This is a genomic window from Microbacterium sp. NPDC090281, from assembly GCF_044769635.1.
Classification (GTDB): Bacteria; Actinomycetota; Actinomycetes; order Actinomycetales; family Microbacteriaceae; genus Microbacterium.
Window position 1 is genome coordinate 320,825 of sequence record NZ_JBIVYH010000001.1, and the last position, 24,427, is coordinate 345,251.

The following is a 24,427-nucleotide window of genomic DNA, read 5'->3' on the forward strand; positions in this document are numbered from 1 at the left end:
AGCTCCTTCGATGCTCGGGTATGTCCTCATACTCGCCAGGGCCACGCGTCGTCGATTGACGGCGAGGGCAGAACACTTGTCTACGCGGGCACAGGGGGCTGATGCTAAAATGCAGCATCGTATATGATCGGCCACAGTGGGGTGAGCCTTGATGCAGAGTCTGTCGTTCCTCGATTACCGCCATGCGGTCTCTCGTGCCGTCGTCGCGCTCGACGTGACGGCACCGGAGCAGGATCGCTTCCGCGGCGCGATCGATGCCACCGCGGCCGGCGACATCCACGTCTTCGCGATCGACGCCGACGGACACGGCGTGCACCGCACCCCTTCGCTCATCTCCCGTGCACCGCAGCAGTACTTCAAGTTCTCGCGGATCGAACGTGGAAGCGGACTCATCGTGCAGGACGGTCGTGAGACCGCGCTCGGCAGCGGCGACATGGCGCTCTACGACACCGACCGCCCGTACTCACTGCTGTTCGACGACTCCGTGCAGATGTCGGTCGTGATGTTCCCCAAGGTGCTGCTCGACATCCCGTCAGAGGACACCAGTCGCATCACCGCCACCCGACTCAACGCGGGCGGGGCTCTGGGGGCGATGGTGGGTCCGTATCTGGGTTCGCTCGCCCAAGGAGCGCACAACCTCGACAGCCGCATCGCCCGACGCATGCTGCGGACAGCGGTCGACATGCTCAGCACGGTGCTGGAGGCCAACCTCGCCGCGACCGACGGCCCGGTGAGCGCGCACTCCGCGACGCTGACGCACATCCTCACCTACATCGACGTGCACCTCTCGGACAGCGAGCTCTCGCCGTCGCAGATCGCCGCAGCGCACTACATCTCGGTGCGGCACCTGCACGCGATGTTCAGTGAACAGGGATCCACCGTCTCCACGGTGATCCGCCGGCGTCGCCTGCAGCGCTGCTACGACGCGCTCACCGATCCCTATCAGGCGCACCGCTCCATCGCCGAGATCGCGATCGCCGCAGGTTTCGTCGACCCCGCGCACTTCAGCCGGGTGTTCCGTGCGCACTACGGGGTGCCTCCCCGCGCGGTGCGCGCGAGCTGAACAGCCGCCACGTCTGCAGAACCCTGTGCCCTGCAGACGCCTGCGCAGTAGCGTTGAGCCTGTGAGCACACTGCCCTTCCCCGCTTCCGTGTACGCCGCCCGCCTCGACCGCGCCGCAACCCTCGCCGCCGAGGCCGGACTCGACGCCATCATCGTGGGACCGGGCCCCGACCTGCAGTATCTGGTCGGCGTCGAAGGCGACACGATCGAGCGACTCACCGCTCTGGTTCTCAGCACCGGCGGCACCGCCACGGTCATCGTGCCGCGGATGGAGCTCGCGAAGGTTCGTACCACCGCGGTCGGTGAACTCGGACTCGCTGTCGCCGATTGGGTCGACGGCGAAGACCCGTACGCACTGGTCACCGTAGCCGTGGGCACCGCATCACGCATCGGCGTCTCCGATGCGCTTCCCGCTCTGCACGTCATCCCGATCGGCGAGCGACTGGGTGTGCGCCTCGAGCTCGCGACCCCCGTGCTGCGGGAAGGAAGGATGATCAAGGATGCCGAGGAGATCACCGAACTGCGCAGGGCCGGTGACGCCATCGACGCGGTGCACCGCCGCGTGCACGAGTGGCTTCGGGCCGGACGCACCGAGCGCGAGGTCGCAGCCGACATCGCCGAGGCCATCGTCACCGAAGGACACCGCACGGTGGAGTTCGTCATCGTCGGCTCCGGCCCGAACGGTGCAGACCCGCATCACGAGGTGTCGGACCGCGTGATCGAAGAGGGCGATGTCGTCGTGGTCGACATCGGCGGTGCGGTGCCGAGCGGTTACAACTCCGACAGCACCAGGACCTACGTCGTCGGCACCCCCGACCCCGCAGCGGCTGAACGGATCGCGGTGCTCGTGCGGGCGCAGCAGGCGGCAGTCGATGCCGTGCGTCCGGGTGTCACCGCGGCCGAGGTGGATGTGGCGGCCCGAACCGTGCTCGCCGACGCCGGCCTGGGCGAGGCGTTCCTGCACCGCACGGGTCACGGCATCGGCGTCTCGGTGCACGAGGAGCCCTACATCGCACCGGGCAACGACCTGGTGCTGCGCGAGGGCATGGCGTTCAGCATCGAGCCGGGCATCTACTTCGCCGGCTCGTGGGGTGCTCGCATCGAGGACATCGTGATCGTCAAGGCCGACGGCGGAGAACGGTTGAACGTCGCCCCTCACGAGCTGACTTCGGTCGGCGTCCGCTGACCGGACTCGACCGACCGCCGCGATAGCATCGGCCCATGCGCCGCCCCCGCAAGGTCTCCTCAGCCAACGCGTCGCCGGCGACCCGAGCGCGCTACGCCAAGCGGCGCCAGAATCGGCTCGCCCGTGTCGACAACGACCTCACCGACGAGCAATGGTACGACCTCATGGAGGCCTGGGGCGGCTGCGCTTACTGCGGCGGAGACGGCGCCGCTCTGCAGCGGGACTGCATCCAGCCCGTGTCGCGAGGGGGACGCTACACGCTCGAGAACGTGGTCCCGGCCTGCGCCTCCTGCAACGCGAGCAAGCACAACGACGAGGTCACCGGCTGGCTCCGCCGCAAGAAGCTCGACGAGCGCACCTTCCTCATGCGGCACGCCACGATCCTGCGGGCACTCCGACCGGTCGAGTGATCCTCCGCACTCGGTCGTTACTCTCGACTCATGACGACGATCGCACCGATCACCATGAACGACCAGTCCGACTGGCGAGAGCTGTGGAGCGGGTACCTCACCTTCTACGAGACCGATCTCGACGAGGCGACAACGGCGACCACTTTCGAGCGCCTTGTCGACCCTGGTTCCGGCATCCATGGGGCGATCGCGCGTGACGAGGGCGGCGACGCGGTGGGAATCGTCCATTGGCTCACTCATCCGGGCACGTGGACCACGACGGACTACTGCTATCTCGAAGACCTCTTCGTCACGACCGGAGTCCGTGGCGGTGGAGTCGGCAGAGCATTGATCGCGCACGTCCGAGCGTGGGCGGAGCAGCACGGCTCGGCGAAGCTCTACTGGCTCACCGCGGAGTCGAACTCCACCGCACGCGTCCTCTACGACCGAGTAGCCTCGCGCTCGGGAATGATCCACTACGAGATCGATCTCGACTGAGCACCGATTCGGGGAGGTCAACCGTCGGACAAAGAAGAAGCCCCCGGCAGGTGCCGGGGGCTTCTCGATCCTGTGGAGCCTAGGAGATTCGAACTCCTGACATCCTGCTTGCAAAGCAGGCGCTCTACCAACTGAGCTAAGGCCCCGTAAGGGGATTTTCTTGAGTTAAGGAGTGGGGCTACCAGGACTTGAACCTGGGACCTCTTCATTATCAGTGAAGCGCTCTAACCGCCTGAGCTATAGCCCCGTCAACCTCCAAGACTTTACCGGAGAATCACGGAAAATCCGAATCGAGGGGGAGCACCCGGGAGTGTCATCCCCCTCGACCGTGTTCAGTGCCCTGGTCGGATCGTCGCAGTGCCGGCGGAGAGCGAGACGTCGATCGTCCGCCGCGCACTCGAGGCTTCGTCGACCTTCGAGTTGAGGGTGCCCGCGCTGATGTCCTGCGTGACGGCGTATTCGACGTCGGGCACGGTCAGATCCAGCGAGCCCGCGCTCACATCGATCGTGGTCTGAGACGGCGGCGCACCCGTCAGTTCCACGGTGAGATTACCCGCGGACACACCCAGATCGGCGGCGGTGACGCCGTCGAGGATGATGTCGGCACGACCGGCACTCATCTCCACATCGAGCTCCGTGGCCGATCCGGTGATATCGAGTGCACCGGCGCTCACGGTGACGTCGAGCACCCCGAAGTCTCCGTCGACGTCGAGGCTGCCGGCATCGAGAGTCAGGTCGGCATCGAACTCTGTGCCACGGAGGCTCTCCGGCAGCGTGAGCACGGCGATCTGCTCGTCTCCGAACCAACTGCCGAACCACCAGCCGAATACGCTGTCCGGGCTCCGGACGATGAGTTCGTCGCCGTCGCGCTCGAACGTCCACGCGGTGCCGCGACCGTTGGTGATCGCGAGCTCCGCCTCGTCGACATCGCCGAACTCGACGCGCATGCTGCTGGCGTCCGCATCCAGGTCGATGCCCTCGATGCCCTCGACGTCCACGGTCTGCACGGAGTCCGGTCGACTCGACGAGATGACGGTCCCTGCTGCAGCGGCGACGGCGGTGCCCCCGGTGCCCAGCAGGGCGATCCCGCCCACCACCGCTGTCACGACCATGACAGCTGTGGCTCCGGAAGAGCGACCACCGGAGGGACCGGGCGGAGGAGGGGTCGGCACCCCCTGCGGAGCGGGCATCTGTGGGGCTGAAGCAGGCGGTGGCGTGAGCGGGGTGTGCTCACTCGGGACGCCGCTGTTGTCGGTGGTCATCGTGCCACTCCTGTCTGGCCGGTCGGCGGCGTCGGGCCACCGGTGTTCTCGATGTGGGCGAGGGCTGCGAGCACACGTCGGTTTCCCGACTCGTCCTGCTCGAAACCCAGCTTCTGGAAGATGGCGGTGATGTGCTTCTCGACGCTCGCCTCCGAGAGGAACAGCAGCCCGGCGATCGCCTGGTTCGACTTCCCCTCGGCGATCAGGGCGAGAACCGTACGCTCGCGCTCGGTGAGCCGCAGCATCCGGTCATCCCGATTCCGCCGCGAGAGCAACTGCGCGACGACCTCGGGGTCGAGCACCGTCGCGCCCTCCGAGATCCGCTGCACTGAGACGAGGAACTCCGCGACATCCGCGACCCTGTCCTTGAGCAGGTATCCGAGCGGACCACCCTGCGCCGCGATCAGATCCGAGGCGTATCGCTCTTCGACGTACTGCGAGAGCACGAGGATCGCGAGCGACGGATGCGTCGAACGCAGCCCGAGCGCGGCGCGGATGCCCTCATCGGTGAACGTCGGGGGGAGACGGACATCCAGGATGCACAGGTCGGGTGCTGTGGTGGCGACGGCCTGGTCGAGGCCCTCGATGTCGGGGAGAGCGGCGACCACATCGTGGCCCGCGTCTTCGAGCAGACGCACCAGGCCCTCGCGTAGGAGGACCGAGTCCTCGCAGATCAGGATGCGCACGGTACGTTCACCTCCAGGCTCGTCGGTCCACCCTGCGGACTGTCGAGGCGGAAGGTTCCCCCCGCAGCGAGGATACGATTCGCGATCCCGTCGAGCCCACCGCCCGGCTGCACCTGCGCGCCTCCGATGCCGTTGTCCTCGACCCGTGCCCAGAGCGTGTTGCCCTCGCGGAGCCGCACGATGACGCGGGCCTCGCTGGCGCGTGAGTGCTTCGCGGCGTTGGTCAGAGACTCCGCAATGGAGAAGTACACGGCGGCCTCGGCCTCACGACTGCACCGCCCCTCCATGCGCACATCGAGGTGCACGGGAATGTGCGACCTGCCGGCGAGTGCCGAGAGTGCGGCGTCGAGGCCTCTGTCGTCGAGCACGGAGGCGTGGATGCCGCGAGCAAGCTGACGCAGCTCCGTGATGGCCGCCTTGGTGGACGTGTGAGCTTCGTTGATCAGCTCCTTCGCGGCCTCGGGGTCGTTGTCGATCTTCTGCTGTGCGAGTCCGAGGGTCATGCCGACCGAGACGAGCCGCGGCTGGACGCCGTCGTGCAGGTCGCGCTCGATGCGGGTGCGTTCGACGTCTGCAGCGCGCACGGCGCCTTCGCGCTGGGCTGTCGAGGTGCGGACGCGCTCGGTGAGCTCGGTCTCCTTGCTGCGGATGACGATCGCGAGTGACAGCGTGCGATGCAGCAGTGCGAGGCCGATCATGCCGACGACGCAGGCCGCGATGCCCAGAATGCCGACCAGCGGCGCCCAGGCGACGGGGATGCCTCCGCCGCCGAACGGTCCCATCACCGAGTCCGCAGCGGTGAGGGGCGCGAACGAGATGATGATCGACCAGATCAGGCCCCAGAACAGCCGGAGCACGATCCAGCCGAGAACGGCGGAGATGGCGAAGTTGGCGACCGCGCGCCACATGCGGCCATCGATCGACTGTCGTCCGAGGGCCCGCAGCCAGCCGGCGAAGCCGGGGCGGTCACGAGGCTGCAGGCGCAGCGGTGCGATCGGGACGCGGTACAGGGCGCCGACGCGGGCGACTTCGAACCAGCCCAGCCCATACAGCGCGTAGACCAGCCCCACGAGAAGGACGAGCCCGATTCCAGCGGCGAACAGGAGTCCGAGGCCGGTGCCGAGAAGGCCGCCGAGCATGCCGAAGATCGCACCGCCGAGGATGCCGACGCCTGCGAGATGCAGGATCGTGAGGAAGAGGCGCAACGGCGGCTTCACCGCCGTTGCGGGAGCCGGGGTCGCAGTCTGAGTGGTCATGCTTCCAAGTTACGGGCGGGCGGGTGGGCGCGACACCGAGTCATCCGGATACTCCACTTCGGGTTTTCCGTAATGAGGGACCAGTGCGTACCCCCGCTCTACGACTCCCGTCTGCTTCACTGGGGGCATGACAGCCCACGAAGGTGAACCGCATGGCGCAGGTCTCGGCCAGCGTTTGAACTGGTTGCGTGCAGGGGTGCTGGGTGCGAACGACGGCATCGTCTCCGTCGCCTCACTCGTGGTCGGCGTCGCCGGCGCGACCACCGACAACGCCGCACTCCTCACCGCGGGGATCGCCGGACTCGTCGGTGGGGCGATTTCGATGGCGCTCGGCGAGTACGTCTCGGTGAGCAGCCAACGCGACAGTGAACGTGCGCTGATCGCCAAGGAGCGTGAAGAGCTGCGCACGATGCCGACGGCAGAGCTCAGCGAACTCACCGAGCTCTATCGCGACCGCGGACTCTCAGAGGAGACAGCGCGTCAGGTGGCCGAGGAGCTCACCGCGCACGATGCCCTCTCCGCTCATCTGGAGGTCGAACTCGGCATCGACCAGAACGACCTCGTCAATCCCTGGCATGCGGCGATCTCCTCCGCGGTCGCCTTCACACTCGGCGCGCTGCTGCCGCTGCTCGCGATCCTGCTGCCACCGCCCGAGTGGCGTGTGCCCGTGACCTTCATCGCCGTCCTGATCGCTCTGGCCGTGACGGGTGCCGTGTCGGCGAAGATCGGCGGTTCGGCGCCCGTTCCGGCATCGATCCGGCTGGTCGTCGGCGGCGCCCTGGCCCTGGCAGCCACCTGGTTGATCGGCACGCTCCTCGGCACCTCCGGCGTCGTCTAGCGACGATCACCCCGAGGAACGACGAAGGGCGGATGCCGCAGCATCCGCCCTTCGTGAAGTCCGTTCCGTGAAACGCCGGATCAGTTCGACATGAAGCCGACGAGCAGTCCGCCCGTCACCTTCACGGCGAGGTTGTAGATTCCGGCGACGACGGCGCCAAGCACCGTGAAGACGATGAGGTTCAGAATCGCGACGACGGCGGCGAACGCCATCACCTGCGGCAGACCGACGACCTCTGACAGCACGAACGTGTTGTCCGTGATGCTGACCAGGAACCCCTCGGCCGTGGTCATGACGCCCGTCGCCTGGAGCACCAGGAAGATCAGGAAGAACGCGACCATGGTGACCACCGCGAGGGCGACCGCTCCGAGGAACGAGAGCTTCACTGCCGACCAGAAGTCCACGTAGACCAGTCGGAGGCGAACCTGCTTGCCACCGGTCTTGCGGGTCGACTTCTTAGCCAGCTTGTCGGCCACTGTGCTCATGCGTCTGTATCCTCGGGGGTCTCTGTCGTCTCGGGGGCCTGGGTCTCGGCATCCTCCGCATCCGCCTCGTCTTCGGTGAGGCCACGCTCACCGTTACGGGCGATGGCGAGGATCCGGTCGGCCTCCGTCGTACGAGCGAACACCACTCCCATGGTGTCTCGCCCCTTGGCGGGGACCTCGGCCACGGCAGAGCGTACCACCTTGCCGCTGGAGAGAACCACCAAGACCTCGTCGTCCTCGGCGACGATCAGACCACCCGCGAGAGTGCCCCGATCGTCGTTGAGCTTGGCGACCTTGATGCCGGTTCCACCGCGTCCCTGCACGCGGTATTCCTCGACCGCTGTGCGCTTGGCGTACCCGCCGTCGGTGACGACGAACACGAACTTCCCAGGCGCTGCGACGGATGCCGAGAGCAGGCAGTCGTCGTCGATCTTGAACTTCATGCCGCGCACGCCGGCCGTCGCGCGTCCCATCGGACGCAGGGCCTCATCGGTCGCTTCGAAGCGCACCGACATGCCGCGGCGGCTGATCATGAGGATGTCGTCCGTGGCGTCGACGAGCAACGCGCTGACCAGCTCGTCCTCGTCGTTCAGGCGGATCGCGATGACGCCGCCCTGGCGGTTGGTGTCGTACGCCTCGAGCCGGGTCTTCTTGACGAGACCCTCACGCGTGGCCAGCACCAGGTAGTCGGCCACCTGGTAGTCGCGGATGTCGAGCACCTGGGCGATGCTCTCATCCGGCTGCAGTGCCAGCAGGTTCGCGACGTGCATGCCCTTGGCGTCACGCCCGGACTCCGGCACCTCGTAGGTCTTCGCGCGGTAGACGCGACCCTTGTCGGTGAAGAACAGCAGCCAGTGGTGCGTCGTGGTCACGAAGAAGTGCTCGACGATGTCGTTGGCCCGCAGCTGCGCGCCCTTGACACCCTTGCCACCGCGGTGCTGGGAGCGGTAGTTGTCGCTGCGCGTGCGCTTGATGTACCCCTCGCGCGTGACGGTGACGACCATCTCCTCCTCGGCGATGAGGTCTTCCATCGAGACGTCGCCGTCGAAACCGTGCAGGATGTGCGTGCGGCGCTCGTCGCCGAAGCGGTCGACGATCCCGGTCAGCTCTTCGCGGATGATCGTGCGCTGACGCCCCTCGTCGGCGAGGATCGCCTTGAAGTCGGTGATCTGAGCCTCGAGCTCGTTCGCCTGGTCGATGATCCTCTGACGCTCGAGAGCGGCGAGACGGCGCAGCTGCATCTGCAGAATCGCGTCGGCCTGGATGTCGTCGATGTCGAGGAGTTTCTGGAGTCCCTCGTTCGCATCCTGCGTGGTCTGCGATCGACGGATGAGCGCGATGACCTCATCGAGCGCATCGAGCGCCTTCAGGTATCCGCGCAGGATGTGCATGCGCTTCTCGGCCTCGCGCAGACGGTACTCCGTGCGCCGGACGATCACGTTGATCTGGTGCGCGATCCAGTTGGTGATGAAGCCGTCGATCGCGAGTGTGCGCGGCACACCATCGACGATCGCGAGCATGTTCGCGCCGAAGTTCTCCTGCAGCTGCGTGTGCTTGTAGAGGTTGTTCAGCACGACCTTCGCGACCGCGTCGCGCTTGAGCACGACGACGAGACGCTGACCGGTGCGGTCGGACGACTCGTCACGGATGTCGGCGATGCCGGTGATCTTGCCGTCACGGGCTAGATCACCGATCTTCACCGCGACGTTGTCGGGGTTGACCTGGTACGGCAGCTCGGTCACGACGAGGCAGGTACGACCCTGGATCTCCTCGACGTTCACGACCGCACGCATCGTGATCGACCCGCGTCCGGTGCGGTACGCCTCCTGGATGCCCTTGGTTCCGAGGATCTGCGCACCGGTCGGGAAGTCAGGACCGGGGACGCGCTGGATCAGACCGTCGAGCAGCTCTTCACGCGAGATCTCGGGATTGTCGAGAGCCCAGAGTGCGGCATCCGACACCTCACGCAGGTTGTGCGGCGGGATGTTCGTCGCCATACCGACCGCGATGCCGACCGAGCCGTTGACGAGCAGGTTCGGGAAGCGGGCGGGCAGGACCGTCGGCTCCTGCGTCTGGCCGTCGTAGTTGTCGGTGAAGTCGACCGTGTCTTCTTCGATGTCGCGCACCATCTCGAGCGCGAGTGGGGCCATCTTGGTCTCGGTGTATCGAGGGGCTGCGGCGCCCATGTTGCCAGGGGAGCCGAAGTTGCCCTGACCGAGTGCCAGCGGATAGCGCAGCGACCAGGGCTGCACCAAGCGGACGAGGGCGTCGTAGATCGCCGAGTCGCCGTGCGGGTGGTACTGCCCCATGACCTCGCCGACCACGCGGGCGCACTTGGAGAACGACTTGTCTGGGCGGAAGCCACCGTCGTACATCCCGTAGATGACACGGCGGTGCACGGGCTTCAGTCCATCGCGGACGTCGGGGAGTGCGCGCCCCACGATGACGGCCATCGCGTAGTCGAGGTAGCTGCGCTGCATCTCCGACTGCAGGTCGACCTGGTCGATCTTGCCGTGATCGTGTTCCGGTTCGGTGCGTTCTTCGTCAGTCATGAATCAATCTCTCTGTCACACATCTGGTCTGAGCCCGCGGGCGTCAGATGTCGAGGAAGCGGACGTCCTTGGCGTTGCGCTGGATGAAGCTGCGTCGGGATTCGACGTCCTCACCCATCAGCACGCTGAAGATCTCGTCGGCGGCAGCTGCATCTTCGATGGTGATCTGCTGGAGGGTGCGAGTGGAGTGATCCATCGTCGTCTCCCACAGCTCCTTCGGGTTCATCTCACCGAGACCCTTGTAGCGCTGGATGCCGGCATCCTTCGGGATGCGCTTGCCGTTGTCGAGCCCGTGCTTGAGCAGAGCATCGCGCTCGGCGTCGCTGAACACGTACTCGTGCGCCGAGTTCGACCACTTCAAGCGGTAGAGCGGCGGCATCGCGAGGTACACGAAGCCGGCCTCGATGAGTCCTCGCATGTAGCGGAACAGCAGCGTGAGCAGCAGCGTGGTGATGTGCTGGCCGTCGACGTCGGCATCCGCCATCAGGACGATCTTGTGATAGCGCGCCTTCTCGATGTCGAACTCTTCGCCGATGCCGGTGCCGAAGGCCTGGATCATCGCCTGGACTTCCTTGTTGCCCAGGGCCTTGTCGAGGCGTGCGCGCTCGACGTTGAGGATCTTGCCGCGCAGCGCCAGGATCGCCTGGGTGTGCGGGTCGCGACCCTGAACGGCGGAACCACCGGCCGAGTCACCCTCGACGAGGAAGATCTCACTGATCGACGGGTCTTTGCTTGTGCAGTCCTTGAGCTTGTCCGGCATCGCGGCCGACTCGAACACGCTCTTGCGGCGCGCGGTCTCGCGCGCCTTTCGAGCAGCGAGTCGAGCGGTCGCTGCATCGAGCGCCTTGCGGATGATGTTCTTCGCCTGGACCGGGTTGCGGTCGAACCAGTCACCGAGCTGATCTCCGACGACCTTCTGGACGAAGGCCTTCGCCTCGGTGTTTCCCAGCTTGGTCTTGGTCTGACCCTCGAACTGCGGCTCACCGAGCTTGATCGAGATGACCGCGGTGAGGCCCTCGCGCACGTCGTCACCGGAGAGGTTGTCGTCCTTCTCCTTGAGGATGTTGTTCGCACGGGCGTACTTGTTCACCAGAGTGGTGAGCGCTGCACGGAAGCCTTCTTCGTGCGTTCCGCCCTCGTGGGTGTTGATGGTGTTGGCGTAGGTGAAGACGTTCTCGGTGTACGACGTCGTCCACTGCATCGCGACCTCGAGTGAGATCTTGCGAGCGGTGTCCTCGGATTCGAAGGCGATGATCTCGTCGTTGACGACCTCGGCGTGACGCACCTTGTTGAGGTACTCGACGTAGTCGACGAGTCCGCGCTCGTAGAAGAACACGTCGCCGGGCTGCTTGGTGACGGCAGTGCCCTCTTCTTCCACCTCGTAGGCGGAGGACTCTCGCTCGTCACGGAGCTCGATGCGCAGCCCCTTGTTGAGGAACGCCATCTGCTGGAAGCGCGTGCGGAGTGTGTCGTATTCGAACTCGGTCGTCTCGGTGAAGATCTCGGCGTCAGGCCAGAACGTGATGCTCGTTCCGGTCTCCTCGGTCGCCTCACCCTTCTCGAGCTTCTGCTGCGGGATGCCGCCCTCTGCGAAGGAGTGACGCCAGACGAAGCCCTTCTGCCTGACCTCCACATCGAAGCGGGTCGACAGCGCGTTGACCACCGACGATCCGACGCCGTGCAGTCCGCCGGAGACGGCATAGGCGCCGCCGCCGAACTTTCCGCCGGCGTGCAGGATCGTCAGCACGACCTCGACGGTCGACTTGTTCGGGTCGGAGGAGTGCGGATCGACGGGGATGCCACGGCCGTTGTCGATGACGCGCACGCCGCCGTCGGCGAGCATCGTGACGAGGATCGTGTCGGCGTAGCCGGCCAGAGCCTCATCGACCGAGTTGTCGACGATCTCGTACACGAGGTGATGGAGACCGCGCGGGCCTGTCGACCCGATGTACATGCCGGGGCGTTTGCGAACGGCTTCGAGGCCTTCGAGGATCTGGATCGAGTCGGCACCGTACTCGCCGGGCTGCTTGATCTTCGGGGAGATCGAGTTGCTCGTGGTCTCGGACCCGTCGATGGGGTCGGAGGTTCCCCCGGTTGTCGATTCCGTCTCGTCAGCAGGGGATTCAGGCGTCATCAGAGGGCATTCTCCACATCGATATCACGAACTCCCATTCTAGCGGGGTTTCGTCGGGAAATGCCGCTCAACGGCCGCGTGTGGCCCTCTGAGCGTTTCGACCCCTTCGCATGGTGCCCTACCCGTAGGTATCGCGCGGGCCCCGTCCTGGAACGGCTCTGGAACCCCATTTCCACGAGGGAACGTCCGGTCCGATGAAGCGGAGGTTCTCGACTCCCGCGTCGGGATACCGCCGACCGATCTCGGTGAGAATGGTCGCCCGCATGAACTGCAGGTTCTTCGCCCAAGCCGTGGAGTCGCACTTCACCGTGAGCAATCCGCGCTCGAGAGAGACCGGCTCGGAGTGCTTCGCCGTGTCGGCCCCGGCGAGATCGGCCCACTGACGAACGAGGTCTTCCCTGGCCAGGGTGATCTGCCAGCCCGAATCGCGACTCAACCGATCGAGGACCGCACCGAGCGAACCGGGATCGCGCCCCGGCGTGAAGGGGGCGTTGTCGTCATCGGTGGTGATGCGGCGCTTGCGCTTCCAGCTCTTGGAACTCGGCTGGAGTCCGCGCAGCCGAAGATAGGTGCCGACGGTCTCCGGCACCTCTGCTGCCGGAGTCGAAGCCGCGTCAGTCATCTTCACTCGATTCCGGTGTCTGCCCGAGAACACGCTCATCGTTGATGGTTCCGGCGCTGATCCGGACGACATGGGCGTGCAGCACCTCGGGGATATCCTCCTCCACCGCAGCGGTCACCACCACCTGCTCGTACCCGGCGGTCAGGGCGGCGAGCCGCTGGCGTCGATCGGCATCGAGTTCGGCGAAGACGTCGTCGAGGATGAGTACCGGGTCGCCGGCAGGAGATTCACTGCGCAGCAGTTCGGCCGAAGCGAGTCGGAGCGCGAGCGCCACCGACCACGACTCCCCATGAGAGGCGTACCCCTTCACCGGAAGGTCGCGAACCCGCAGAACCAGGTCGTCGCGGTGCGGACCGGTGAGGGTCAGCCCTCGGTCGAGCTCCTTCGATCGCTTCGCCGCGAGCGACGCACGGAAGAGATCGGCGATGTGATTCGGATCGCCGAGCCTGGTGATGGCCACCTCGTCCTCGATGTCTTCCGCCCCGTCTTCACCTTCCTCGGGGTCTCCGCCACCGACCGAAAGCGCCCATTCCAGTTGCGGACGATGATCCTCTCCGGCGATCGCCTCGTAGGCATCGGCGACCGGCTGCTGCAGATCTGCCGCCAGACGTTGGCGTGCCGTGATGATCTCGGAACCGAGGGAGACGAGCTTGTCGTCCCACACATCGAGTGTGCTCAGGCCTTCTCCGCGGATGCCCCGGGCTCGCGCCGACTTCAGCAGCGCATTGCGCTGCTTGAGCACGCGGTCGTAGTCGGCGAGCACAGCAGCGAGTCTCGGTGTGCGCTGGATGAGGAGCTGATCGGTGAAGCGGCGGCGCGCCGAGGGATCACCTCGCACGATCTGCAGGTCTTCGGGAGCGAACAGGACGACGTGCACGTAGCGGGGGAGCTCGTTCGGCTTGGACGGCGAGCCGTTGATGCGGGCCTTGTTCGATCCCTGCCTGTTCACCTGGACCTCGGCGAGCACCCGACGCTCGCCATGTGAGAGTCGGGCGCGGATCACCGCGAACTCCTGCCCGTCGCGGACCATGGGCGCATCCGACGACACCCGGTGGGATCCGAGCGTGGCGAGGAACACGACGGCCTCGGCCAGATTCGTCTTTCCCTGACCGTTTCGTCCGACGAGGACGTTCGGACCGCGGTGGAGGGAGAGTTCAGCGGTCGCGTAATTGCGGAAATCGACCAGGCTCAGGTGTTCCACAATCACGCTGTCAGCCTACCTTCGGGGTCTGACATCTCCTTCCGGCGGATCCGGGCCGGCGACCGCCCGTTTTCGTCGAGCAGTCGCCGGCCGTGGATCACGGAAGCGGTCCGTAGAGCGAGGGAGAGGTGCGGGCACCCGTCTTCTGCTCGAACGCGTACGCCAGACCCAGCAGCGTGCCCTCGTCGAAGTCCCGTCCGAGGAACTCCAGGTTCACTCCGCTGCCGGGCAGAGACTCGCCCGCGACCGTCTGCCCCATCGGAACGGTCACCGACGGCATCCCGGTGTTCGGGCTCAACCTCATGTTGGTGCCCTGCGTCGCGTACGCATTCGTGCTCGGGTAGATGATCGCGTCGAGATCGAGATCCTCCATCGTCTGCGTCAGGAGGCTCTTGCCCGCTGCGATCTGCACGGTATGCGAGCCGTTCGCTCCCGCCCATGCTTCATAGGTCGCGTCGGTGACGGCATCTCGCGCCTCGTAGATCGGACGCCGTGAGGTCACGAAGCTGTTCGACGCGAGGATGTCTGTCAGCGTCCGTGCCTCTACCGCCGCACCGAGATGGGTGTCGATGTACTCGTCGAGGTCGTGTCGGAACTCGTTCGTCGATCCGGAGCCCTCGTTCAGCACAGCGGCGAGACCCGCCGGTGGTGTCACGGTAACGACGGTCGCGCCCTGCGCGGTCAGCGCCGCCGTCGCCTCAGAGAAGAGGCGAACGGTGCCGGTGTTGGTGCCGACCATCGAGGTGACGTATCCGATGCGCGCGCCCTGAAGTGCGTCCGGATCGAGGAACGAGGTGTACGAATCGGGAACCAAGCCCTGCTGCCGCGCGGTGACGGGATCAGCGTCGTCGACGCCGACGACGGCATCGAGCGCGACCGCCGCGTCGATGACCGATCGGGCCATCGGTCCGCCCGTGTCCTGCGAGAGCGCCAGCGGGATGATGCCGTCACGGCTCGCCAGGCCCACGGTGGGACGAACACCGACGAGCTGGTTGTACGACGAAGGCACCCGGATCGAACCGCCGGTGTCGGTGCCGAAGCCGACGGCGGCGAGATTCGCCGAGATCGCGGCCCCCGTTCCTCCGCTGGATCCGCCGGCCGTCTTCGTGGTGTCATACGGGCTCGCCACGAGGGAGGTCGATCCCGGTTCCTGGAACGAGGAGAACTCGGAGACGAATCCGTAGGCGAACTCGTCGAGACTCGCCTTCGCGAGGATCACGGCGCCGTCGCCCCGGAGACCTGTGACCATCGAGGCGTCAGTGGCCGTCTGATTCTCGTTCCAACACGCGCACCCACCGGTTGTCACCATGCCGACGGTGTCGTAGTTGTCCTTCAATGCGATCGGAACACCCAGCAGCAGGCTCGTCATCCCCTGGGAAGCGCGGATCCCATCGGCCGCCGCCGCATCGTCGAGCGCCTGCGGGTTCACCGTGATGATCGAGTTGAGAGGGCGGCTTCCGCCCGGTGAGACCGTGCGATCGTAGGCCTCGATCCGGTCGAGATACTCCTGGGTGATGCTCTGCGAACTCGCGATCCCCGCGTTCATCGCCGCCTGCATGTCGATCAGCGAGGCTTCGACGAGCTCGAACGGCCCATCATCGTAGATGATCCGCTGCGACAGGCCAGCGAGATCGAGGATCGTGAGCTCACCGTCGACATCGGTATCGAGGATCGACACACGGGACCACTCCGGAGAGGCCGTCGTGAGGCCCAGCGATTCACCGGCGATCGACAGATCGGACGCGGTTACCATCGCATCTCCGGTCAGGTCGAGCTCGCTGTAGTACGGCGGGAGGCTGACGGATGCTGTCGGCGATGCGGCAACGGCAGGCACGGTCACCAGACTTCCCGCGACGATTGCAGAACCTGCGACCGAAACGGCGGCAACGGTCCGAAGGGTGATCTTCTTCACGGTCTTGTCTCTCCTGTCGTCCAGCACCTGAGCTCTGACTTCGCGTGGGGTCATCGGGTCCTCCGTCGGATGGCGATGATCGTGCCTGCGGCAGCAGCAGCGATGGCGCCGGCACCGAGAATGAGCCAGGGCGCGGCGTCAGTACCGGTGATGGCGAGCGATCCGTCTGCGGCGCTGCCCGATCCCGTTCGAAGCGGTGACCCGGGCCCGGACCCGGGATCTGCCCCAAACGAACCGTTGTCCCCTGAACCGGGCTCCGCATCGTCATTACTCGAGATCTCGACAATCGTCGATGCGCCCGCCGCGGCCGGATCGACAGTGGACGTCTGCGCGTTCGAACCCACGATCCGACCGGATGAGATGGCGAATGAAGCATCCCCCTCGTCGAGTGCTGTGAATGTGAGCGTGACGAGAGTCTGCGTGCCGGCCAGACCCGGCGAGGTACCGAGCCGGGTCGCAGCGATGCCGATCTCGCCTCCCCGATCCGTCACCGAGTCGAATCCTCCAGAGGGCAATTGCTCGCTGTCATCGATGAACGCGAGTAGCTTCGCGTCGTACGAGATGTCGAGCTCGTACGCGTAGGCATCGACGAGGCCGGTGAAGACCGCGGAGACCGTGACGGTGTCACCGACAGACAGCGTGGCCGGAGTCGCCGTCAGCGACACAGTGTCATACGTGGCCGAGATCGTGACGGCGGAAGCCGGCGATGCCGCCCCCAGTGCCAGGAAGGTTGTAGCCGCGAGCACGACGACACCCGAGAGGGGGGCGCGCAGCCTGCGGAAGAGAGCACGAGCATTTTGGGGCATGCGGAGCGTCTTTCGTCTGGGAAGACGAGCGCGGCCGCACGGCTATGCGGAGCAGCCGTGCTCTGGGGCACGGCCGACTCTCGCAGTCTGGTGTTTCGCGTTCTGAGCTTTGCTGTTTCCGGCACGTAACGGCCGGAAACAGCGGAATCAGCGCAGGAGGAGGTTCGGCTGAAGGAGGTACTTGAACGAGTCGAGGCCGGCCTGGTCCACAGACGTCTGACTCGTGATCAGCACCGGGCTGAGCTTGTTGGCGTTGTCACTCGAGGTGAACGTAACGCGGACGAACTCGCTCTTGACCGCACCCAGTGCCTCGATCAGGTACTGCGGGTTAAGGCCGAGCGTGACCTCGTCGCCTCCGGAGAGGATCGCGTCGACCGACTCGGAGGCCCGTGCGTGATCGCCGCCTGAAGCGTCCATCGTGACGCTGTCGTTCGTGAAGGTGAAACGCAGGGGAGCGGCGCGGTCGAGCACGAGCGACACTCGGCGCACGGCCTCGACCAGGTCGGCGGTGTTGACCACCGCGTAGTGGTCGGTCTGCTCCGGGAAGAGGCGGCGGACCGGCGGGAAATTGCCCTTGATCAGGAGCGAAGTCACGGTCTTGTTGCCGGCGGTGAAGGCGATGATCTCGCGGTCACCCGCCCCGGAGAAGGCGATCTGGATGGTGCCGGCATGTCCGAACGTCTTACCGACTTCGAGCAGGGTGCGCGCAGGGACCAGGGCAGTGGCTTCGACGGCCTCGCCGTCCCACGGCACATCGCGGAGCGAAACCCGGTAGCGGTCGGTGGCGACCAGGCTCAAGCTGTGCCCGGAGACCTCGAGCTGAACACCCGTGAGTACGGGGGTCACGTCGTCACGCGACGCGGCGAACCCGACCTGGGCGATCGCCGTACCGAAGTCGTCGGCCGGGACGACACCGGAGGACCCGGTGACTTCAGGGATCGAGGGATATTCCTCGACGGGCATCGCGGCCAGCGTGAACCGAGCCGAGCCACAGGTGACGGTGATTCCGCCGTCTTCCTCGACGGCGATCTCGATCGGGGCGTTCGGAAGACGGCTGGCGATGTCGGACAGAAGCCGGCCGTGGACCAGGATCGTGCCCGGCGTTTCGACAGTTGCTTCGATCGTCGTCCGTGCAGAGGCTTCGTAGTCGAAGGCCGAGAGCGTGAGGCCTGAGCCATCCGCTTCGATCAGGACTCCGGCGAGGATCGGCTGCGGGTTGCGCTGCGGCAGAAGCTTGACGACGAACGAGACAGCCTCGCTGAAGACATCGCGGTTGACCTGAAACCTCACGGGTGCTCCCTTGTCGTCGAAATGTGACGCGTTGTCGTCATCCCTGCCGGTGCAGGGCTTCCCATGCTAGCCCCACAGTCCGGCGTATCCCTACGCCGAGGTTCTTGTCGTTCGCTCGACGGTTCTCCCCACCGTCTGGTGATGGGATCGCGCCTTGAAAGACTTAACTCCTTAACAGTGTTAACAGCTGTGGATACTGTGGATAAGTCGGTGGATAGCAAGAGCGAGTAGGGAACTACATGGTTGTCAGTTGTGGAATCCCTGAGGAATCCGCGGGTTACCGGCATCCGGGTCGATCCGCGCCCTCCCATAGTTATCCACAGGTTTGGGCGATCAGCCCACATTCGTCCCGATCGAATCCACGTTCATCCACAAGTTATCCACATGTGCAAACAGGCATCTATCCGGCGATCAGATTCCCTGGCGGGCACGGAAAAAGGGAGAGGCAGCACCGTTCGGGTGCTGCCTCTCCCTTTTCTCGCGACTTCGGACGCTCAGCGGCGACCGAGTTGCGTGGTGATCTCCGTCACCTGGTTGTAGATGGAGCGACGCTCCTTCATGAGCTCACTGATCTTCTTATAGGCATACATCACCGTGGTGTGGTCCCTGTTGCCGAACAGCTGACCGATCTTCGGCAGCGAGAGACTCGTGCGTTCACGACAGAGGTACATGGCGATCTGCCTGGAGGTGGCGATCTGCTGGGAGCGACTCGAGCCGTAGAGGTCGTCGACGGTGAGCTTGAAGTACTGAGCCGTCGCGGTGATGATGTCGGTCGGCGAGATGATGTTGTCTTCTGCGGTGTCGATGATGTCGCGGAGCACCGTCTGTGCGAGCGAGATGTCGAGTGCCGAGCGATTGAGGCTGGCGAAGGCCGAGACCCGGATGAGGGCGCCCTCGAGCTCTCTGATGTTCGACGAGACGACCGTGGCGATGTACTCGAGGACTTCGTCCGGGATATGGAGGGCCTCGCTCTGCGCCTTCTTGCGGAGGATCGCGATGCGCGTCTCGAGGTCCGGTGCCTGGACGTCGGTGATCAAGCCCCACTCGAAGCGGCTTCGCATCCGATCTTCGAATCCGGTGAGGTGCTTCGGGGCGACGTCGCTGGTGATCACGACCTGCTTGTTGTGGTCGTGCAGCGTGTTGAAGGTGTGGAAGAACGCTTCCTGCGTCTCCGCACGCCCCTGAAGAAACTGGATGTCGTCGATCAGGAGGATGTCGACGTCGCGGTATCGAGCCTGGAAGGCGGCGCCACGGTTGTTCGCGATCGAGTTGATGAAGTCATTGGTGAACTCCTCACTCGAGACGTAGCGGACCTTCACTCCTGCATAGAGGGACTGCGCGTAGTCGCCGATCGCATGGAGGAGGTGGGTCTTGCCGAGCCCCGAGTCACCGTAGATGAACAGCGGGTTGTAGGCCTTGGCCGGTGCTTCGGCGACGGCGACCGCTGCGGCATGCGCGAATCGGTTGGACTGACCGATGACGAAGTTGTCGAAGGTGTACTTCGGGTTCAGCCGCGACTCATGGCGCAACTGAGTCGGCTGTTCCATCGGCGACTCGATGCGGGCCTGTTCATGTCGGCCGAAGTCGCCGACCACCATCGGTGCCGACTGCTGCTCGGCGAGCTCGTGGTTGACGACGACGCGGTACGAGGAGACCTCGTCGCCGATGTGGGAGAGAGCCTCCATGATCGGGAGCCGCAGTCGCTTGTTGATCTGCGCAGCTGTGAGATCGTTCGGCACTTCGAGGTACAGCGTCGCCGACATGACTCCGGCGGGTACGGCCAGGCTCAGGAAGCCCTGAAGCTGTGGCGTGACGCGATCGTCATCGACCAGAAGCTCCTGCACCGTGGTCCAGATAGGAACGTCGGGCTGGGCAGGTGATGACATGACGCTCCGGACGAGTGATCGAGGCGGGGTCGACGTGCCGTGCCCCCTGTGGATAACTTAGGATGCCACGGTAGTCACCCCGGCTGTGAACGGCAACCTGCCCTTGAAATTACGCGCGCGTGTTGTGCCTGTCGGGCGAGCCGTGGTTGTGGATAATGGCTGTGCGGTTCGGGTCGGTCGACCACCTCCGAAGCACGCAGATTTGCTCTGCGCGCCAGTAGGACGTACCCTAAGTCGGTTGACTTATGCCATTTTTGGCAGTTCCCCATGTCTCCGGTCGAAGTGAATCCGGTGGCAGCATTCCCGGAGTGATTCCATGAGCAAGCGCACCTTCCAGCCCAACAACCGCCGTCGCGCCAAGAAGCACGGTTTCCGCGCCCGCATGCGTACGCGTGCCGGCCGCGGCATCCTCGCTGCCCGCCGCGCGAAGGGCCGCACCGAGCTCTCTGCGTAGTCCGCTGTGCTCGCCCGCCCACATCGGCTGACCCGCGGGACCGACTATCGTCTGGTCGTTCGTCGTGGTTCCCGTTGTGGCGGCGCGCGTGTCATCACCTCGATGTTGACGACGGGCGAGAGCAGAGCCGCAAGGTTCGGATTCATCATCAGCAAGCAGGTAGGCACCGCTGTGGTGCGCAATACCGTGCGTCGGCGACTCAAAGCCGTCTGTGCGGAGGCGCTCCCGCGTGTTCCCGAGGGCACGGATGTCGTCATCCGTGCCCTTCCTGCATCTGCGGAGGCTTCCTTCGCCGAGCTCGAAGCCGATGTACGTCGGTGTCTCAGCAGGCTCACGCCGGCATCGACTGCAGGATCCTCATGACGGCGCTGCCCGCCTCGTCGATCGGCACGGCGCAGGTGCACTCGAGCGATCTCCTCCGCAGCATCCCGCTGATCCCCCGAAATCTGGTCCTTGGCTTCCTCACGGGCTATCGCAAGGTCATCTCCCCGATGTACGGAGATGTCTGTGCGTACTACCCCAGCTGTTCCGCCTACGCTGTAGGTGCGGTGCAGCAGCACGGTGCTGCAAAGGGAGCGGTGCTCTCGGCGTGGCGCATCCTCCGCTGCAACCCCTGGACCAGCGGCGGCGTCGATGACGTGCGGCCGCATGACCACTTCCGCTACGACCTGACCTCACACGGTTTCGTCGTCCCTTCCCGAAAGGACTGATCGGTGGGTCTTGACCTTCTGCTAGCCAGCTCCACTCCTAGCGACGCCCCCGCTGCAGGTGGGTTCGATCTGCTCGGCACCATCCTCTGGCCGCTCAAGTGGGTGGTCGAGCTGATCCTCGTCGCCTGGCACTGGCTCCTGACGGCCGTCGGTCTCCCTGCGGCATCCGGCATCACCTGGGTGCTGTCGATCGTCGGCCTCGTGGTCGTGGTCCGCGCTGCTCTGATCCCGCTCTTCGTGAAGCAGATCAAGAGCCAGCGAAAGATGATGGAAATTGCTCCTGAACTGCGAAAAGTTCAGGAGAAGTATCGCGGAAAGAAGGATCAGCTCTCTCGCGAGGCCATGAGCCGCGAGACCATGGGCCTGTACAAGAAGCACGGCACGACACCGATGTCGAGCTGCCTGCCGCTCCTGGTACAGATGCCGATCTTCTTCTCCCTCTTCAGCGTTCTGAGCGACGTCAAGAAGCATGCGGAGGCAGGAATCGGCGGCGTGGGCTTGATGAGCCCCGAGCTGACGAAGGAGTTCTACGACGCCAAGCTGTTCGGTGTCGCCTCCCTGCACGAGAACCTGGGCAACGCGGTCGAGGCGAAGAACACCACGGCGATCGTCATCCTGGTCACCCTCGTCGTGCTCATGATCGCTTCGCAGTTCTTCACGCAGCTGCAGATCATCTCGAAGAACCTGTCGCCCGAGGCCAAGACCGGCCAGGCGTACCAGATGCAGAAGATCATGCTCTACGTTCTGCCGCTGGGCTTCATCTTCTCCGGTGTGTTCTTCCCCCTCGGCGTGGTCGTCTACTGGTTCATCTCGAACCTCTGGACCATGGGCCAGCAGTTCCTCGTCATCCGCGAGATGCCGACTCCGGGTTCGGAGGCCGCCAAGGCACGTGAAGAGCGTCTGGCCCGCAAGGGCAAGGCGATCGACTCCTCGGGCAAGGTCGTGCCGATGGCCGCGTATGAGGCTGAGCAGCAGCGTCTGCTCGAAGAGGTCGAAAAGGCGAAGGCCGAAGCACCGAAGCGTCAGCAGCCGGTGGGTAAGAAGCGTTCTAAGAAGAAGGGGAGCGGTTCATGAGCGAGACCATGACCGAGAACATCGAGCCCACCGTGGCTCAGCTCGAGAATGAGGGCGACGTCGCCGCGGATTACCTCGAGGAGCTCCTTGACATCGCGGATATCGATGGGGACCTGAACCTCGACGTCCGCCAGGGCCGCGCCTACGTCTCCGTAGAGGCTGAGGGTGATGGGCTTGCATTGCTCTCGGCTCCCGACACTGTCCAGGCGCTTCAGGAACTCACTCGCCTCGCGGTGCAGAGCAAGACCGGATCGTTCTCCCGATTGATCCTCGATGTCGCCGGCTCGCGCGATACTCGCCGTCGCCAGCTGGAGACATTGGTCAACGCAGCGGCCGAGAAGCTCGATGAGGGTTCGTCGCAGGCTTCCCTGCCGTCGATGTCGAGCTATGAGCGCAAGCTCGTCCATGACATCGCAGCTGAGCGTGGACTCGTATCCGAGTCCTATGGCGAGGGCGCTGACCGGCACACGGTCCTCCGCCGTCGTTGATGTTTCACGTGAAACATCGCGTTCTCGGAGATTTCCATGAGTGATCTCGAGCTCGAGGTCGAGCCGGCAGTTGCGGGTGACCTCTTCGGTGATCGGATCGACGTAGCGCGCGCGTTTACAGCTGCGCTCGCCCGTGAAGGCGAAGAGCGTGGACTCATCGGTCCACTCGAGCTTCCACGGCTGTGGACTCGACACATCCTCAACAGCGTGATAGCGGCGCCGCTCTTCTACGGATCTGTGGCTGATATCGGCTCCGGGGCCGGGCTTCCCGGAATCGTTCTCGCAATCTCACGTCCTGACGTGCAGTGGACTCTGGTTGAGCCCATGGAGCGCCGGGTTGTCTGGCTCAACGAGCAGGTCTCTGCGCTGGAGCTCGGGAACGTCACGGTACTTCGTGCACGTGCCGAAGATGTCCGGTCCACTGACGGATTCGATGTCGTCACCGCCAGAGCAGTCAGTGCGCTGCGTACACTGATCCCGATCACAGCACCTCTGGTTCGCGACGGGGGAGAGTTGGCTCTCCTCAAGGGTATGAATGTCGCGAACGAGATCGAGGCTGCACAGAAGCAGATCAAGAAGTTCCGCCTCGCGGATGTGCGGGTCGAAGTAATGGGGGAGAACGTTCTCCCCGAGACGACTCGGGTATTGCGGGCTCGGGTCCGCTGATACCGCGATCCACTGCAAGCCGGATGTTTCACGTGGAACATCCGGCTTTTGCGTACATGCTGACTTGTCGCCGTACATGCTGACTTGTCGTCGTGTAGGCGGTCGCAACCCGCCAAGGCGTAGTCGACCTCCAATCGTTGCGGGGGCTCGGGTGCAGGATGAGTCGCGCGGGCTTGATTGCAGGACGCGTGGCGCGGCGTCTGATGCTACCTCCGCCCGGTCGGTCCTGATGAGCGGCTCGGTGATGTTTCACGTGAAACGGCCCCAGGTGTTTATGGCGCTCGGTGCTTCCTACAGGTCGAGTGGACACAGCCCTGTCTGCCTGTACTTCAGCGCAATGCGACAAACCCACCACCGTTGCTGGTGAGTCTGTGCCTCGACTTCTAAGAGTGGCACTCGTCAGCCTGGATTCCGCCAGGCGTTCCTCCCCTCTCATCGTTCATTTCGCATCGTGGTTCTCGCGTCGTCGGTCCCTGTCGTCACCGTCGGATCGTTGCGCTCCCCATGGCATGATCACGCTCCCTGTTGTGCCTGGCGGATGAAGGGCTTCCGACGCCTGAAGCCGACATGCCACTGCTCCACAAGTTGCGTCCCGTGCGGAGCGTTGGAGCTTGAATATGGGCGACACGGCGCTATCCGGTCGGGGGTGCGGCCCTGAGGATTCGGCTCGTAGACGTCGATGTGCTCCCGTGCGAGTGGAGCACTCCTGGGGAGGTGCCTCCCCCCATGGAGAAGTACATTCCGGATCGGAGCGGCAATCGACCGTCTGAGTGCAGCGGGAGGTTTACGGAGCCGAATGTTTCACGTGAAACGGGGCTGGACGCTGCGGGGGAGACGCGGTATTCGGGTAGTCGGGGTCTTGAGTGCAGTAGGAGACAGTGGGTGCACGGTGGATCGCCCCAAGACGCGCGCATGAAACCTCGGTGGAGCTTCGGTCAATAGGGCCGATGTGTGAGCGAGGCTGCGGTC

At 64.9% G+C, this 24,427-nt stretch carries 23 protein-coding genes and 2 tRNA genes; 11 read left to right on the forward strand and 14 right to left on the reverse strand.

All coding sequences use genetic code 11. The features are described from left to right. Nucleotides 1–151: 151 nt before the first annotated feature. The 4 genes from ACIQTX_RS01505 (at nt 152) to ACIQTX_RS01520 (ending at nt 3,136) form a co-directional block, all read left to right on the forward strand. A complete protein-coding gene (locus tag ACIQTX_RS01505; protein ID WP_402967972.1) occupies nt 152–1,063 on the forward strand; it encodes a helix-turn-helix domain-containing protein in 912 nt (303 codons plus the stop codon). 61 nt (nt 1,064–1,124) lie between these two features. After that, on the forward strand, nt 1,125–2,249 hold the full coding sequence (locus tag ACIQTX_RS01510) for a M24 family metallopeptidase (RefSeq protein WP_402967975.1): 1,125 nt from the start codon (nt 1,125–1,127) through the stop codon (nt 2,247–2,249). A 35-nt stretch (nt 2,250–2,284) separates the two neighbouring features. Next, nucleotides 2,285–2,659, forward strand: a complete 375-nt coding sequence (locus ACIQTX_RS01515; protein WP_402967978.1) for an HNH endonuclease — start codon at nt 2,285–2,287, stop codon at nt 2,657–2,659. 30 nt (nt 2,660–2,689) lie between these two features. After that, nucleotides 2,690–3,136: a GNAT family N-acetyltransferase gene (locus ACIQTX_RS01520; protein WP_402967980.1), complete on the forward strand. Its 447-nt coding sequence runs from the start codon at nt 2,690–2,692 to the stop codon at nt 3,134–3,136. Between the two features lie 73 nt (nt 3,137–3,209). Here ACIQTX_RS01520 and ACIQTX_RS01525 read toward each other — a convergent pair. From ACIQTX_RS01525 to ACIQTX_RS01545, 5 genes are all read right to left on the reverse strand, one after another. Further along, a tRNA-Ala gene (locus tag ACIQTX_RS01525) sits at nt 3,210–3,282 on the reverse strand. A 27-nt stretch (nt 3,283–3,309) separates the two neighbouring features. Beyond that, nucleotides 3,310–3,383, reverse strand: a tRNA-Ile gene (locus tag ACIQTX_RS01530). An 85-nt stretch (nt 3,384–3,468) separates the two neighbouring features. Then, nucleotides 3,469–4,398: a hypothetical protein gene (locus ACIQTX_RS01535; protein ID WP_402967983.1), complete on the reverse strand. Its 930-nt coding sequence runs from the start codon at nt 4,396–4,398 to the stop codon at nt 3,469–3,471. Continuing rightward, nucleotides 4,395–5,084 carry a response regulator transcription factor gene (locus tag ACIQTX_RS01540; protein WP_105526540.1) on the reverse strand — a complete coding sequence of 230 codons (690 nt, stop codon included), beginning with the start codon at nt 5,082–5,084 and terminating at the stop codon, nt 4,395–4,397. The genes ACIQTX_RS01535 and ACIQTX_RS01540 overlap by 4 nt, the downstream gene beginning before the upstream one ends. Beyond that, nucleotides 5,072–6,340 carry a histidine kinase gene (locus tag ACIQTX_RS01545; RefSeq protein WP_402967987.1) on the reverse strand — a complete coding sequence of 423 codons (1,269 nt, stop codon included), beginning with the start codon at nt 6,338–6,340 and terminating at the stop codon, nt 5,072–5,074. Before ACIQTX_RS01545 ends, ACIQTX_RS01540 begins: the two co-directional genes overlap by 13 nt. 127 nt (nt 6,341–6,467) lie before the next feature. Between ACIQTX_RS01545 and ACIQTX_RS01550 the strand changes: the two genes are divergently transcribed. Further along, complete coding sequence (locus ACIQTX_RS01550) at nt 6,468–7,178, forward strand: VIT family protein (protein WP_028501209.1); 711 nt, start codon at nt 6,468–6,470, stop codon at nt 7,176–7,178. Nucleotides 7,179–7,258: 80 nt separating this feature from the next. Here the strand turns inward: ACIQTX_RS01550 and ACIQTX_RS01555 are convergent, their stop codons facing one another. The 9 genes from ACIQTX_RS01555 to dnaA form a co-directional block, all read right to left on the reverse strand. Next, nucleotides 7,259–7,663 (reverse strand): DUF3566 domain-containing protein, encoded by a 405-nt coding sequence (locus ACIQTX_RS01555; RefSeq protein WP_028501208.1) that lies wholly within the window; start codon nt 7,661–7,663, stop codon nt 7,259–7,261. Next, nucleotides 7,660–10,215: a DNA gyrase subunit A gene (gene gyrA, locus ACIQTX_RS01560; RefSeq protein ID WP_028501207.1), complete on the reverse strand. Its 2,556-nt coding sequence runs from the start codon at nt 10,213–10,215 to the stop codon at nt 7,660–7,662. Before gyrA ends, ACIQTX_RS01555 begins: the two co-directional genes overlap by 4 nt. Before the next feature lie 43 nt (nt 10,216–10,258). Beyond that, nucleotides 10,259–12,349, reverse strand: coding sequence for a DNA topoisomerase (ATP-hydrolyzing) subunit B (gene gyrB / locus ACIQTX_RS01565; protein ID WP_028501206.1), 2,091 nt, complete (start codon nt 12,347–12,349; stop codon nt 10,259–10,261). Between the two features lie 118 nt (nt 12,350–12,467). Next, a complete protein-coding gene (locus ACIQTX_RS01570) occupies nt 12,468–12,971 on the reverse strand; it encodes a DUF721 domain-containing protein (RefSeq protein ID WP_402967992.1) in 504 nt (167 codons plus the stop codon). Beyond that, nucleotides 12,964–14,178: a DNA replication/repair protein RecF gene (gene recF, locus ACIQTX_RS01575; RefSeq protein ID WP_402967994.1), complete on the reverse strand. Its 1,215-nt coding sequence runs from the start codon at nt 14,176–14,178 to the stop codon at nt 12,964–12,966. The genes ACIQTX_RS01570 and recF overlap by 8 nt, the downstream gene beginning before the upstream one ends. 91 nt (nt 14,179–14,269) lie before the next feature. After that, nucleotides 14,270–16,138, reverse strand: coding sequence for an amidase family protein (locus ACIQTX_RS01580; protein ID WP_402967996.1), 1,869 nt, complete (start codon nt 16,136–16,138; stop codon nt 14,270–14,272). Then, complete coding sequence (locus ACIQTX_RS01585; RefSeq protein ID WP_402967999.1) at nt 16,135–16,890, reverse strand: cohesin domain-containing protein; 756 nt, start codon at nt 16,888–16,890, stop codon at nt 16,135–16,137. The genes ACIQTX_RS01580 and ACIQTX_RS01585 overlap by 4 nt, the downstream gene beginning before the upstream one ends. 147 nt (nt 16,891–17,037) lie before the next feature. Beyond that, nucleotides 17,038–18,180, reverse strand: coding sequence for a DNA polymerase III subunit beta (gene dnaN / locus ACIQTX_RS01590; RefSeq protein ID WP_402968002.1), 1,143 nt, complete (start codon nt 18,178–18,180; stop codon nt 17,038–17,040). Between the two features lie 494 nt (nt 18,181–18,674). Continuing rightward, complete coding sequence (gene dnaA, locus ACIQTX_RS01595; protein ID WP_402968005.1) at nt 18,675–20,066, reverse strand: chromosomal replication initiator protein DnaA; 1,392 nt, start codon at nt 20,064–20,066, stop codon at nt 18,675–18,677. Nucleotides 20,067–20,382: 316 nt separating this feature from the next. Between dnaA and rpmH the strand changes: the two genes are divergently transcribed. From rpmH to rsmG, 6 genes are read left to right on the forward strand one after another with little or no spacing between them, the layout of a single operon-like run. Continuing rightward, nucleotides 20,383–20,520, forward strand: a complete 138-nt coding sequence (gene rpmH, locus ACIQTX_RS01600) for a 50S ribosomal protein L34 (RefSeq protein ID WP_013584598.1) — start codon at nt 20,383–20,385, stop codon at nt 20,518–20,520. 6 nt (nt 20,521–20,526) lie between these two features. Next, complete coding sequence (gene rnpA, locus ACIQTX_RS01605) at nt 20,527–20,883, forward strand: ribonuclease P protein component (protein ID WP_081663010.1); 357 nt, start codon at nt 20,527–20,529, stop codon at nt 20,881–20,883. Continuing rightward, the gene (yidD, locus tag ACIQTX_RS01610) at nt 20,880–21,230 is read left to right on the forward strand and encodes a membrane protein insertion efficiency factor YidD (protein ID WP_028501198.1); all 351 of its coding nucleotides are present in this window, start codon (nt 20,880–20,882) and stop codon (nt 21,228–21,230) included. Before rnpA ends, yidD begins: the two co-directional genes overlap by 4 nt. A 3-nt stretch (nt 21,231–21,233) precedes the next feature. Continuing rightward, complete coding sequence (gene yidC, locus ACIQTX_RS01615; protein WP_028501197.1) at nt 21,234–22,304, forward strand: membrane protein insertase YidC; 1,071 nt, start codon at nt 21,234–21,236, stop codon at nt 22,302–22,304. After that, a complete protein-coding gene (locus ACIQTX_RS01620; RefSeq protein ID WP_402968010.1) occupies nt 22,301–22,792 on the forward strand; it encodes a protein jag in 492 nt (163 codons plus the stop codon). Before yidC ends, ACIQTX_RS01620 begins: the two co-directional genes overlap by 4 nt. Nucleotides 22,793–22,828: 36 nt before the next feature. Further along, a complete protein-coding gene (gene rsmG, locus ACIQTX_RS01625) occupies nt 22,829–23,458 on the forward strand; it encodes a 16S rRNA (guanine(527)-N(7))-methyltransferase RsmG (RefSeq protein ID WP_402968013.1) in 630 nt (209 codons plus the stop codon). Nucleotides 23,459–24,427 lie beyond the last annotated feature (969 nt).

Coding starts and splice junctions, on each gene's coding strand:
- ACIQTX_RS01545 (WP_402967987.1), bottom strand. CDS start 6,340: ATGACCACTCAGACTGCGACCCCGGCTCCCGCAACGGCGGTGAAGCCG.
- dnaA (WP_402968005.1), bottom strand. CDS start 20,066: ATGTCATCACCTGCCCAGCCCGACGTTCCTATCTGGACCACGGTGCAG.
- ACIQTX_RS01515 (WP_402967978.1), top strand. CDS start 2,285: ATGCGCCGCCCCCGCAAGGTCTCCTCAGCCAACGCGTCGCCGGCGACC.
- ACIQTX_RS01585 (WP_402967999.1), bottom strand. CDS start 16,890: ATGCCCCAAAATGCTCGTGCTCTCTTCCGCAGGCTGCGCGCCCCCCTC.
- rpmH (WP_013584598.1), top strand. CDS start 20,383: ATGAGCAAGCGCACCTTCCAGCCCAACAACCGCCGTCGCGCCAAGAAG.
- ACIQTX_RS01620 (WP_402968010.1), top strand. CDS start 22,301: ATGAGCGAGACCATGACCGAGAACATCGAGCCCACCGTGGCTCAGCTC.
- ACIQTX_RS01520 (WP_402967980.1), top strand. CDS start 2,690: ATGACGACGATCGCACCGATCACCATGAACGACCAGTCCGACTGGCGA.
- yidD (WP_028501198.1), top strand. CDS start 20,880: ATGACGGCGCTGCCCGCCTCGTCGATCGGCACGGCGCAGGTGCACTCG.
- ACIQTX_RS01550 (WP_028501209.1), top strand. CDS start 6,468: ATGACAGCCCACGAAGGTGAACCGCATGGCGCAGGTCTCGGCCAGCGT.
- ACIQTX_RS01505 (WP_402967972.1), top strand. CDS start 152: ATGCAGAGTCTGTCGTTCCTCGATTACCGCCATGCGGTCTCTCGTGCC.
- rsmG (WP_402968013.1), top strand. CDS start 22,829: ATGAGTGATCTCGAGCTCGAGGTCGAGCCGGCAGTTGCGGGTGACCTC.
- ACIQTX_RS01580 (WP_402967996.1), bottom strand. CDS start 16,138: ATGACCCCACGCGAAGTCAGAGCTCAGGTGCTGGACGACAGGAGAGAC.
- ACIQTX_RS01535 (WP_402967983.1), bottom strand. CDS start 4,398: ATGACCACCGACAACAGCGGCGTCCCGAGTGAGCACACCCCGCTCACG.
- gyrB (WP_028501206.1), bottom strand. CDS start 12,349: ATGACGCCTGAATCCCCTGCTGACGAGACGGAATCGACAACCGGGGGA.
- ACIQTX_RS01555 (WP_028501208.1), bottom strand. CDS start 7,663: ATGAGCACAGTGGCCGACAAGCTGGCTAAGAAGTCGACCCGCAAGACC.
- ACIQTX_RS01570 (WP_402967992.1), bottom strand. CDS start 12,971: ATGACTGACGCGGCTTCGACTCCGGCAGCAGAGGTGCCGGAGACCGTC.
- gyrA (WP_028501207.1), bottom strand. CDS start 10,215: ATGACTGACGAAGAACGCACCGAACCGGAACACGATCACGGCAAGATC.